This window comes from Streptomyces sp. NPDC002588 (assembly GCF_040295925.1).
Classification (GTDB): domain Bacteria; phylum Actinomycetota; class Actinomycetes; order Streptomycetales; family Streptomycetaceae; genus Streptomyces.
Map to the genome: position 1 here is coordinate 21,275 of NZ_JBEOWF010000055.1, position 12,420 is coordinate 33,694.

A 12,420-nucleotide genomic window follows, 5' to 3' on the forward strand; every position below is an offset into this window, starting at 1 on the left:
AGCGTCACAGTGCTGTCACCTTGGGACCCCCCTTGTTTCCCGGACGCGGCCCGGTTCTTTACGCTGACCCTGTCAAGAGCATTGCGGGGCAACGTGAATCAGATGCAGGGCCTGCTCCTCGCGGGCCGCTACCGGCTCGCCGACTCCATCGGCAGTGGTGGCATGGGCCGGGTATGGCGCGCCCACGACGAGTTGCTGCACCGGGCGGTCGCCATCAAGGAACTGACCGCCGCGCTCTACGTGTCGGAGGGCGACCGGGCGATCCTGCTCGCCCGGACCCGGGCGGAGGCGCGCGCGGCCGCACGGATCAACCACTCCGCCGTGGTCACCGTGCACGACGTGCTGGAGCACGACGGCCGGCCGTGGATCGTGATGGAGCTGGTCGAGGGGCGTTCGCTGGCCGACGCGGTCAGGGACGAAGGGCGCATCGAGCCCGCCGAGGCGGCCCGGATCGGCCTGTGGCTGCTGCGCGCCCTGCGCGCCGCGCACTCCGCCGGGGTCCTGCACCGTGACGTCAAGCCAGGCAACGTGCTCCTCTCGCACGACGGCCGGGTCCTGCTCACCGACTTCGGCATCGCCCAGATCGAGGGCGACACGACGATCACGCGGACCGGTGAGGTCGTCGGCTCCGTGGACTACCTCGCGCCCGAGCGGGTGCGGGGCCAGGACCCCGGCCCGTCCTCCGACCTGTGGGCGCTCGGCGCGACGCTGTACACGGCGGTGGAGGGGCGCTCGCCGTTCCGGCGCACCTCGCCGCTGACCACCATGCAGGCCGTCGTCGAGGAGGAGGCCGCCGACCTGCGGTACGCCGGCCCGCTCGGCCCCGTCGTCACCGCCCTGCTGCGCAAGGACCCCGCCACCCGCCCGGGAACCGCCGAGGCCGAGCACCTCCTCGCCGAGGCGGCCGAGGGCCGCCGCCCGAGCGGGGCACAGGCTTACGTCCCGACCCAGTTCGGCGGAACGAACGGGGGGACGAGCGGGACCGGGGTCACCGGGGGCAATGGGGTCACCGGGGGCACGGGGGTCTCGTACGCCGGGGGTACGGGTACGGCGTACCCTCCCGGGGCGTCCACGGGAGCCGGCGCACCCGTAGGACCCGTAGGACCCGTAGGACCCGGAGTACCACCCGTAGGACCCGGAGTACCAGCGGGGTACGGCGCGCCCATGGCGCCCGCGGGATCGGCGCCCGTGCCGGGGGCCGCCGGTCCCGTCGGCCCCACCGGCCCGACCGCCATCGGCCCGGTCGGCCCGGTCGGCCGACAGGCGCCTCCGCGCCGCCGTCGCCTGCGCACGCTCGTGCTCGCGGTCGTCGTCGCCGCGCTGGTCGGCGGGGCCACGGCGGTGGCACTGCAGAAGTGGGACGAGGGCCGGCAGACCGCCGGCTCCCCCTCCTCCTCCGCCTCCGGCCCGGCCTCGCCGAGCGCGAGCCCCAGTGCCACCGACACGCCCGTCGAACAGGGCACCGGCCCCGAGTCCTGGGTGCCGATATCCGACGAGCTGGGCTTCGGGCTGTCGCTCCCCGACAAGACCTGGGAGCGGAGCGTCTTCCAGAACGACGGGGACCTCCAGCAAGTCGACTACTCGCCCGACGGCGGCCTGCACTTCGTACGCATCGCCATCGACAAGAGCCCCGATTACGCCGTCCCGTACGACCACCAGAAGGATCTGGAGATCCAGCTCCACCGGCTGGTCGACTACCGGACGGTCACCCTGGAACAGAACGTCTACCGCGACCGCCCGGGCTCCGAGTGGGAGTACACCTGGACCGCGCTCGCGAAGGACGGCTTCCCCGGGCCGCGCCGGGCGATCGAGGAGACGTACATCGCGCGCGACGGCACGGAGTACGTCATCTACATGTCGTCGCCCGCGAAGGACTGGACGACGACCGCCAAACAGTTCACATCCGTGCTGCAGAGCTGGCGGGAACCCGACGCCTCCTGACGGGGGGTTGGCCGGTCGGCGACCCGGAGCCGGGCCATCCGGTGGGGCATGATGGGCCCATGGGGACCGAGGGGGAAGCCGTCCGGGTCATCGCCGACCGCTACCGGCTTCAGACGCGGCTCGGGCGTGGCGGCATGGGCGTGGTGTGGTGCGCCACGGACGAACTGCTCGGACGGCGTGTCGCGGTCAAGGAGCTGACCCAGGACGACACGCTCTCCGAGGAGGAGGCGCGCGGCCGGCGCGACCGGACCCTGCGGGAGGCCCGCGCCGTCGCCCAGCTGAGCCACCCGCACATCATCGTCGTGCACGACGTCGTCGAGGACGGCGAACGCCCCTACATCGTCATGGAGCTGATCGAGGGCGGGTCCCTCGCCGACCGGATCGCCGAGCACGGCCCGCTCGCCCCGGACGAGGTGGCCCGGATCGGCATCGCCCTGCTCGGCGCCCTGCGCGCGGCACACGCCGCCGGGGTCCTGCACCGGGACATCAAGCCCGCGAACGTCCTGCTCGAGGGCGCCGGCGACCGGGTCGTCCTCACCGACTTCGGCATCGCGCAGGTCGCGGGCGCCACCACACTCACCGAGACGGGTTCGTTCGTGGGCTCGCCCGAGTACACCGCCCCGGAGCGGATGTCCGGCGCCCACACCGGCCCCGAGTCCGACCTGTGGTCGCTGGGTGCTCTGCTGTGCACCGCGCTGAGCGGCGAGTCCCCGTTCCGCCGCGACTCGTTGGGCGGCATCCTGCACGCCGTGGTCTTCGCCGAGATCAACACGCCCCCGCAGGCCGGGCCGCTGCTGCCCGTCGTGCGGGGGCTGCTCGAGCGGGATCCGGAACGGCGGCTGGGCGCGGCGGAGGCGGAGCGGATGCTGAGTGCCTTCCGTGACACCGGGCGCACCCCGCCGCCGGTCACCTCCGGGTACACGCCGACCCAGGCCGACGTACCGCTGCGGCAGCCGGCGCTTCCCGCCCGGCCCGGTCGGTTCGCACGGTCCGACCCGGAAGACGAGTCCGCCCAGGCGGCGCGGGAGCGCTCCACGCGGGGCGTGCTGATCGCCGGGCTGCTGGTCGCTGCGATGGCCGGGGCCGGCGTGTCGGCGGCGGCGCTGCTGGTGAACCGGGACGGCGGCGGGGGCGGTGCCCCTACGACCCCCACGACCCGCCTGTCGACGAGCGTGACGTCGGGACCGTCGTCCGGGGCGGGGCCGGGGGCGACGCCCGGGTCGTCCTCGGGGTCGTCCTCGGGGAGCGGCTCGCCCAGGGCGACGGCGCCGGGTACGCCCGCCCCCTCCTCGCTCCCGGCCAGCCGCACCGCCGACCCCGCCTCGGCCGACCACGCCCCCGCCCCCTCCGGCTATCGCACGGCCGTCGACCCCGCCGGGTTCTCGCTCGCCGTGCCGGACGACTTCACGCGCGTACCGCAGGGGGAGCGGGTCTTCTACATGTCACCGGGGCAGACCTTCCGGCTCGGCATCAAGATCGTCGCCCCGGAGCCCGGCGGCCCGTCGGCCGTGATGCGGAGCGCGGCGGCGAACGGTCCGGACACCAACCCCGGCTACCACGACGGCACGGTCACCGACACCACGCACGCCGGGCACCCCGCCGCCTTCTGGGAGTTCACCTGGAACGGCTTCAGCGCGGCGGAGGGCCCCCGGCACACCTACGACCTGTGCTGGGAGGAGAGCGGCCGGATGTACGACGTGTGGGTGTCGGCTCCGGTCGGCAAGGTGCGGGAGGCACGGGAGTACTTCGACGTCGCCGTCGACACGTTCGTGACAGGGTAGTTGCACTTCTCTGGTGGATACCGGCCTGCCTGGCGCGATATGGATGGACCCATGAGTCACGACGGGGGTGTCGGCCACGAGTCCGATGAGACCACGAGTTATGTTCTGCAACCGCCGAACCCGCGGGCGGCCGTACCTCCGCAGGCCGGGGCGGAGGCGCCGGAGCCGGGCGTCGGGCGGCTGATCGCGGGCCGCTACCGGCTGCTGGCCAAGCTCGGGCACGGCGGGATGGGCACGGTGTGGCGGGCCAAGGACGAGGCGATGGACCGCGAGGTCGCCGTCAAGGAACCCCGTGTGCCGGACCACCTTCCCGAACGTGAACGGGCCACCGCGTTCGAGCGGATGCGGCGCGAGGCGCGGGCGGCGGCCCGGCTGGACCATCCTGCGGTCGTGGGCGTGCACGACGTCGCCGTCGTCGACGGACAGCCGTGGATCGTGATGGAGCTGGTCCACGGCCGGTCGCTGGGCAGCGCCCTCCAGGAGGGCACGCTCGGCCCGCGGGAGGCCGCGCGGGTCGGCCTGGAGGTACTGGGCGCGCTCGAGGCCGCGCACGCGGAGGGCATCCTGCACCGGGACGTGAAGCCGGACAACATCCTCCTCGGCCGCCACGACCGGATCGTCCTCACCGACTTCGGCATCGCCCAGATCGAGGGCGAGACCAATCTGACCGACACCGGCGGTTTCGTCGGCTCGCCGGAGTACATCGCCCCCGAGCGGGTGCTGGGCCGGCGCCCGGGACCGGCGTCCGACCTGTGGTCCCTCGGGGTGGTGCTCTACGCGGCGACCGAGGGCGTGTCACCGTTCCGCCGCAGCAACACGCCGGCCACCCTCCAGTCCGTCGTCAACGCCACGCCCGCCGCGCCCGCCGCCGCGCAGGGCCCGCTCGCCGAGGTCGTGGGCGGGCTGCTGGACAAGGACCCCGCGCGCCGCCCCGGCCCCGCGCGGGTGCGGGCGCTGCTGGAGGCCGCCGCGAACCCGCCCGCGCCGCAGCCGGCTCCGGCGCCGCAGCCGACGCAGGCGGTGACGGGCGCCGGCACGCCGGCCGTGCGACGCCGGTTCGGCCGTACGGCGTGGATCGGGCTGTCGGCCGTGGTCGTCGCGGCCGCGGTGACGGCGTACCTGGTGCTCGCCGACCCGTTCGCCGGGCCGCTGCCGGACGGCTGGAGGAAACACCACGAGAAGGACGTCACCGCGACGCTCGCGGTGCCCGGCAGCTACGTCCGCGAGATTCCCGACCCGGAGCGGGACAAGAGCCACTGGGTGTCCTACTCCGACCCGAGCGGCGCGATCTCGGTCGTCCTGCTGGTGACGCGGAAGGCGGAGGACACGGCCAAGGAGATCAAGGCCTCCGCGACCGCCGAGATGTACGCCGACGACCAGGACTTCAAGGCCTCCGGCAGCTACGAGCTCGACATGCCGAAGGGAGTGCGGTCGAGGCCCGACGACGACGAGACGTTCCACGGCCGGGACGCCGCCGCGAACACGGTCTTCTACACCACCGACGACAGCCAGGACCCGAGCCCGCGCGAACTCAGGATCCTGTACTACAAGTCCAGTACCGGCGACATGTACAAGCTCATGATCGGCTACCCCGGCAAGGGCGACTTCACCCGGCGCGGCCAGGAGGTGGCCCGTACGGCGATGGCGAACCTGGCCCTGGACAAGGACTGAGAGGGCCGGCGCGGGAGGGCTACGCCGCGCGGCGCAGGCGGTCCGTGGCCGCCCTCAGCAGCCGGGTCCTCGCCACCTCCAGCCCGAACGTCCCGCCGTCCCCAGGCGCCGCCGCCCGCTTCGCGAACCAGGGCCGCCCGTGCCGGTGCCACTTGGCCGCGGGGAGCTTCTTCGGCAGCGCGGGGAGGGGGACGGTCCAGTCGGCGAGCCGGAGCTGCCCGGTCCAGGTGCCCTCGGGCAGTTCGGGGGCCGGCAGCCGTACCGTGAACAGGTCGGTGAACGGGGTGCGGACGGCGGGGAGGGTCCGCGTGGTGCCGTCGGACCCCGTGAGGACCGCCGTCAGACCGGCCTCGGGACATCCCGTCAGCCTGGTCCGCCCCGTGATCACCAGCTCCGTCGGACGGCTCGCCGACCAGCGGACCGAGGCCACGGTCACCCGCGAGGTGACCTTGTGCTTGCGTTCGCCCAGGTCGAGGGTGTAATTGCCGTACGGCTTGGTGGTGTAGAGGGTCACGGCGCGCAGACTCCCGGCCGTCGTCACCAACCGGGTCTCGGCCCGGCCGCTCAGCCGCCGGTCCCGCTTGCTGCCGATACGCACGGCACGGGACAGGCCCTGCGCTCCGACGACGAGGGAGATGTCCCACAGCCCGTCCCCGAGCGGCTCGCCGCCGGCCGCGGTACCGATGTCCACGGCGGCCGTGAAACCGGCCCGGTCGTAGACGACGCCGTCCTCGTCCTCCCTGAGCCCGGGGGTGGCGGTGTGCGTGACCGGCAGCCGGTGCTCCACCCCGCTGTCGCGCTCACGCAGCAGGAGCTCCGTGCCGACGTCCAGGGTCGCCACCTGGTGCAGGTAGCCGTAGCCCGACAGATGCAGTGTCGTGCCGCGCAGTTCGGCCCGTTCGACGTGGTGGCGGACGCTCAACGTGTCCGTGACGTCGTAGACCTCGTCGGGAACCGCCCGGAGCGGGTCGCGCAGGAACGGGTGGCGGGCGTAGGCGCGTCCGCCGTCCACGAGCAGCGGGACGGGGGCCTTGCTCCGCGCCGACTCCCGTTCGTACGCCAGGAGTTCCAGCAGTTCGTCGACCATGCCGTGCCGGACGAGATGGAGGCGCAGCCGCGCCAGGGCCGGAAGCCGGTCGTTCATGCCCTCGTGCCACAGCGGGGCGAGGATGTCGGTGAGCCGGGCGAGGGCCTTCTCCTGCCGGGCGCGCGGCTCGGCCGGCAGATGGTCGAGCAACTGCTGCACCTCGACGGTCAGATGGCGGTGCGCCAGATGGTCGCGGCCGGGTCCGGCCGGCACGCTCTCGAGGAGCATGTCGACCACGCGCGGCAGGAACGTCAGCCGGGGCTCGGTGCCGCCGGTGCGGATCGTGATGTTCCCGAAGTCCTCCCGCTCCACCCAGTACAGGCAGTCGTAGTCCGCGAGGACCGAGATGCCGTCGGCGTGGAGGTAGGCGGGGCCCACGAAGAGCTGGTCCTCACCGATGCTCAGGTCCGTCGGGAAACGCAGGCCGAGCCGGTCCAGCAGGGACCGGCGGAACAGTTTCATCGGGTTGAGCGTCCAGTACACCCGCGAGGAGAAGACGTCCGTCCTCGGCTGGTTGCTCCGGAACATGGACGTGGGCGCGCCGCGCCCGCCGACGCCGACCACCTTGCCGAGGACGACGTCCGTGCCGTTCTCCTCGGCCATCGCCACCATGCGCTCCAGGGCCTCGGGGCCCAGATGGTCGTCGGCGTCCAGGAAGAACACGAACTCGCCCCGGGCGTGGTCCAGTCCTCTGTTGCGGGGCGCCGAGGGGCCGCCCGAGTTCTCCTGGTGGAAGACGCGCAGCAGGCCCGGATGGTCCTCGGCCAGCCGGTCGAGCTCCTTGCGGGTGCCGTCGGTGGAGCCGTCGTCCACGACGATGATCTCCAGCCGCTCCGCGCCGATGCTCTGTTCGGCCACGGACGTGACGCAGTTCGTCAGGTAGGGCATCGCGTTGTAGGCGGCGATGATCACCGAGACGGTGGGATCGGACATCGTCACGTTCTCCTGGTGGGAGGCGGAGCTCGGTCGTCAGGGGATACGTGTGAAGTCCCCGGGAACCTCAACCGCCGGCCGGGCTTCCGCGTCACACCGCCGGCGCCGCGTCGACAAGCGGGCGCCCCGCAAGGTAGTCATGAGGGATGAGCGACGACGGTGACAGCGGAGGTGCCAAGAGCCGTACGGTCGGCGGCCGTTACCGGCTGCTGGAACGTATCGGCTCCGGCGGGACCGGCACCGTCTGGCGGGCCCACGACGAACTCGCGGACCGCCAGGTCGCCGTGAAGCAGCCCCGGTTGCCCGGTGAGCCGGAGGACGAGGAGTACCGCAGGGCCGCCCACCGCCTCCACCGGGAGGCCCGCGCCGCGGCCCGGGTCGACCATCCGTCCGCCGTCACCATCCACGACGTGGTGGTGGAGGGGACCGACGTCGAGGGCGGACTGCCCTGGATCGTCATGGAACTGATCCGCGGCGAGTCCCTCGACGAGGTGCTCGCCCGCGGGCCCCTCGATCCGGCCGAGGCCGCGCGGATCGGACTCGCCGTGCTGGGCGCGCTGCGCGCCGCGCACGCGGTCGGCATCGTCCACCGCGATGTGAAGCCCACGAACGTCCTGCTCGAACGCGACAGCGTCCGCGTCGTCCTCACCGACTTCGGGATCGCCCACCCCCAGGGGGAGGGGGAGGAGGCGCTCGCCGCGGGCGGTGGGTTCACCGGGCCGCCGGAGTTCGTCGCCCCCGAGCGCATGTCCGGCCGCGGCGCCGGACCCGCCTCCGACCTGTGGTCCCTCGGCGCCCTGCTGCACGCCGCCGTGGAGGGCCGCCCGCCACTGCGCCGTACGACGCCGGAGGCGCCGAGCGCGGGGCCATTGGGCCCCCTCATATCCGGACTCCTCTCCCACACCCCGGAACAGCGCCCGGAGGCCGCGGAGGTCGCCGCGCGGCTGGAGACGGTGGCGGGGGAGGGAGCGCAGAGGCAGGGCGGGCCGGCGCCGCACCCGGTCACCGAGCCGGAGCCGCTCCGACGCACAGCACCGCCCCAGGTGTCCGCCCCGGCCGCACCGGTGCCGCCCGCCGGTCCGGAGCCCTCCCTGATACGCCGCATCCTCGGCCCCCGCACCCTCTCCCTCGCCGTCCTCACCGCGCTGCTCGGCACCGGCGCCTGGCCCGGTGCCGCCGGCCTGGAGCAGACCGGCGGTACGGCGATCACCGGGCTGCCGGCCGGTGACCGGGCGGCCCCGGACACAACGCCCTGATCAGCGGGTTCGTTGCCAGTGAACACTGGCGTCGTGTGTGCGGTCCGTGAATCCCGTTACCGGCGGGTACCCAAAGTTCCCCTCGCGGCATACCCTGCGGCTCATGACGGACTCGCAGGCCCCGGAAACGACCGGTACCAAGACCACCCCCGCCGGCACCAACCCCCTCGCTCCCGCCCCCGCCGGCGTCCGCACCGCCGCCGACGTGGTCACCCCCCAGCTCGTCGCCCAGCTCACCAAGGGCGTCGTGGGCTCCGGCCGTACCGCGAACCACACGCCGTTCACCGGCGAGAAGCTCGCCGACCTGCCCGAGTCCACCCCCGAGGACGTCCTCAAGGCCTTCGAGGCGGCCCGTGCCGCGCAGGCGGTGTGGGCGCGCACGCCCGTCCGCGAGCGCGCCGCCGTCCTGCTGCGCTTCCACGACCTGGTCCTGGCCCGCCAGGCCGAGGTCCTCGACCTGATCCAGCTGGAGACCGGCAAGGCGCGGCTGCACGCCCACGAGGAGGTGCAGGCCGTCGCCGTGGCCGCCCGCCACTACGGCCGCCGGGCCGCCGCCTACCTCAGGCCGAAGCGTCACGCCGGCGCCATGCCGACCCTCACGAAGGTCACCGAGCTGCGCCACCCGCGCGGTGTCGTCGGCCAGATCGCCCCCTGGAACTACCCGCTGGAGCTGTCCGTCGGCGACGCGCTCCCCGCGTTCGTCGCGGGCAACGCGGTCGTCATGAAGCCGGACACCGAGACCTGCCTGACCGCGCTGTGGGCCCGCGACCTGCTCGTCGAGGCCGGCCTGCCCGCCGACGTCTTCCAGGTCGTCCTGGGCGAGGGCCCCGTCGTCGGCCCCGAGGTCGTCCGCCACGCCGACTACGTCTCCTTCACCGGCTCCACCCGCACGGGGCGCGAGGTCGCGCAAGGTGCGGCGGCCCGCCTGGTCGGGGTGTCCCTCGAACTCGGCGGCAAGAACGCCATGCTGGTCCTGGAGGACGCCGACATCGAGAAGGCGGCGGCCGGCGCGATCCGTGCCTGCTTCTCCTCCGCCGGACAACTCTGCATCTCCATCGAGCGGTTGTACGTCCACGAGTCGGTGGCGGACGCCTTCCTCGACCGCTTCGTCACCCGCACCAAGGGCATGCGCCTCGGCAACTCCCTCGCCTACGGCGCCGACATGGGCTCCCTGGTCGGCCCGCGACAGCTGGAGACCGTGACCCGCCATGTCGAGGAGGCCGTCGCCAAGGGCGCGAGGGTCGTCGCGGGCGGCACCGCCCGCCCCGACATCGGCCCCTACTTCTACGAGCCGACCATCCTCGACGGCGTCACCGAACCGATGTCCGTGTGCGGCGAGGAGACCTTCGGCCCGGTCGTCTCGGTCTACCGCTTCAAGACCGAGGAGGAGGCGATCGCCCTCGCCAACTCCACGTCCTACGGCCTCAACTCCTCCGTCTGGACGAAGGACGGCCGCCGCGGCCGCGAGGTCGCCGCCCGCCTGCGCACCGGCACGGTCAACGTCAACGAGGGCTACGCCCCCGCCTACGGCAGCGTCCAGTCCCCGATGGGCGGCATGAAGGACTCCGGCCTCGGCCGCCGCCACGGCTCCGAGGGCATCCTCAAGTACACGGAGGCCCAGACGGTGGCCCAGCAGCGTCTGCTGCCGATGGCCCCGGCCCTGGGGATGGACGACGAGAAGTACGCGGCGTTCATGAGCACCAGCCTGCGCGTGATGAAGGCACTCCGGCTGCGCTAGGCAATTCCGGCTGCGCCAGGCAATGCAGCCAGGGCCCTGGTCCTCAGTCCACCCGTTCTCGACGAGGAGAGCACGTGCCCCAGGACACCTACGACTCCGACGCCCACGACTCGGACGTCCACGACTCCGACGCCTACGACTACGACGTCCTCGTCGTCGGATCCGGCTTCGGCGGCTCCGTGACCGCCCTGCGCCTGACCGAGAAGGGCTACAGGGTGGGTGTCCTGGAGGCGGGCCGCCGTTTCACCCGCGCCACCCTCCCCAAGAACTCCTGGGACCTGAAGAACTACCTCTGGGCCCCCAGGCTCGGCCTCTACGGCATTCAGCGTATCCATCTCCTCGGCAACGTCATGGTGTTGGCCGGCGCGGGCGTCGGCGGCGGTTCCCTCAACTACGCCAACACCCTCTACGTCCCGCCGAAGGCCTTCTTCGACGACCCCCAGTGGCGGGACATCACCGACTGGGAGGAGGAGCTGAAGCCGTACTACGACCAGGCGCGCCGCATGCTCGGCGTACGGCTCAACCCGACCATGACTCCCTCCGACGTCCATCTGAAGGCGGCGGCCCAGCGGATGGGCGTCGGCGACACCTTCCACATGGCGCCGGTCGGTGTGTTCTTCGGCGACGGCAAGGACGCCGAGGGGGAGGCGAAGGCGGCGCCCGGTGAAGAGGTCGCGGACCCCTACTTCGGTGGCGCGGGTCCCGCCCGCAACGCCTGTACCGAGTGCGGCGAGTGCATGACCGGCTGCCGGCACGGCGCGAAGAACACCCTCAACGAGAACTACCTTTACCTCGCCGAGAAGGCGGGCGCGGTGGTGCACCCCATGACGACGGCGGTGTGGGTCACGGACGACTCGCGGGGCGGCTACGCGGTCGCCACCCTGCCGACCGACGACCGCCGCAGGTCGAAGGGCCGGATCTTCAAGGCCCGCCGCGTCGTCCTCGCCGCCGGCACCTACGGCACCCAGACCCTGCTGCACCGCATGAAGTCGAGCGGTCGGCTCCCCCACCTCTCCGACCGGCTCGGCGAGCTGACCCGCACCAACTCGGAGGCCCTGGTCGGCGCCCAGACCGACGACCGCCGCTACCGCAGGGCGACCGGCCTGGCGAAGGCCGACTTCACGCGTGGCGTCGCCATCACGTCCTCCGTCCACCCGGACGCCGACACCCATATCGAGCCCGTCCGCTACGGCAAGGGCTCCAACTCGATGGGCGGTCTGTCGATCCTCCAGGTGCCGTACGCGGAGGGCTCGTCGAGAGTGGCGGGCTGGCTGGCGAACGCCGCCCGCCACCCCCTTCTGGTGCTGCGCTCGCTCTCCAACCGACGCTGGTCGGAGCGGACCATCATCGGCCTGGTGATGCAGTCGCTGGACAACTCGCTGACGACGTACCTGAAGACGGACGGCGTCGGCAAGGGCCTGCTCACCGCCCGCCAGGGCCACGGGGCCCCCAACCCCAAGCAGATCAGGGCCGCCTCGGAGGCCGCCACGGCGATCGCGGCCGACATCAACGGCTTCGCCGGTTCCAACGTGGGCGAGCTGATGGGCACCCCGCTCACCGCCCACTTCCTCGGCGGCTGCCCCATCGGGGACTCCCGCGAGAGCGGCGTCATCGACCCGTACCACCGCCTCTACGGCCACCCCGGCATCTCCGTCGTCGACGGCGCCGCCGTCTCCGCGAACCTGGGCGTGAACCCGTCGCTCACCATCACCGCCCAGGCCGAGCGCGCGATGTCGTACTGGCCGAACAAGGGCGAGGCGGACCCGCGTCCGGCGCAGGGAGCGGCGTACGAGCGGCTGAAGCCGGTGGAGCCGCGCGAGCCCGGGGTCCCGGCGGACGCGTTCGGCGCGCTGCGGCTGCCGTTCCTGGGGACGCCGACGGTGCCGCCGAAGAAGTAGCCCGGTAGCCCGCTGCGCAGGCGAAGGGGCAAGGGGCAAGGGGACGGACGAGCGCAGAGGGCAAGCGAAAGGGACCTGTGCCCCCCTCCGAGCGCAGGTCCCTTTCGCTGGTCCT

7 protein-coding genes are annotated in these 12,420 nt (G+C 73.0%); 6 read left to right on the forward strand and 1 reads right to left on the reverse strand.

Annotation, left to right across the window (positions count from 1 at the left end; translation table 11 throughout):
* The first annotated feature begins 102 nt into the window (after positions 1-102).
* From ABT057_RS41950 to ABT057_RS41960, 3 genes are read left to right on the forward strand one after another with little or no spacing between them, the layout of a single operon-like run.
* Positions 103-1,941: a serine/threonine-protein kinase gene (locus ABT057_RS41950; RefSeq protein ID WP_352349292.1), complete on the forward strand. Its 1,839-nt coding sequence runs from the start codon at positions 103-105 to the stop codon at positions 1,939-1,941.
* Between the two features lie 59 nt (positions 1,942-2,000).
* Positions 2,001-3,722, forward strand: coding sequence for a serine/threonine-protein kinase (locus ABT057_RS41955; protein WP_352349294.1), 1,722 nt, complete (start codon positions 2,001-2,003; stop codon positions 3,720-3,722).
* 51 nt (positions 3,723-3,773) lie between these two features.
* A complete protein-coding gene (locus ABT057_RS41960) occupies positions 3,774-5,393 on the forward strand; it encodes a serine/threonine-protein kinase (RefSeq protein ID WP_352349296.1) in 1,620 nt (539 codons plus the stop codon).
* A 19-nt stretch (positions 5,394-5,412) separates the two neighbouring features.
* Here ABT057_RS41960 and ABT057_RS41965 read toward each other — a convergent pair whose 3' ends face one another.
* On the reverse strand, positions 5,413-7,413 hold the full coding sequence (locus ABT057_RS41965; RefSeq protein WP_352349298.1) for a glycosyltransferase: 2,001 nt from the start codon (positions 7,411-7,413) through the stop codon (positions 5,413-5,415).
* A gap of 146 nt (positions 7,414-7,559) precedes the next feature.
* Here ABT057_RS41965 and ABT057_RS41970 point away from each other — a divergent pair, with 146 nt between their 5' ends.
* The 3 genes from ABT057_RS41970 to ABT057_RS41980 all read left to right on the forward strand — a co-directional run bounded on the left by ABT057_RS41970 (position 7,560) and on the right by ABT057_RS41980 (position 12,305).
* A complete protein-coding gene (locus tag ABT057_RS41970; protein ID WP_502974052.1) occupies positions 7,560-8,669 on the forward strand; it encodes a serine/threonine-protein kinase in 1,110 nt (369 codons plus the stop codon).
* A gap of 103 nt (positions 8,670-8,772) precedes the next feature.
* Complete coding sequence (locus ABT057_RS41975; RefSeq protein WP_352349300.1) at positions 8,773-10,407, forward strand: succinic semialdehyde dehydrogenase; 1,635 nt, start codon at positions 8,773-8,775, stop codon at positions 10,405-10,407.
* 74 nt (positions 10,408-10,481) lie between these two features.
* Entirely contained in the window at positions 10,482-12,305 is a 1,824-nt protein-coding gene (locus tag ABT057_RS41980; protein WP_352349302.1) for a GMC family oxidoreductase N-terminal domain-containing protein, read from the forward strand.
* The last annotated feature ends 115 nt before the right edge of the window (positions 12,306-12,420 follow it).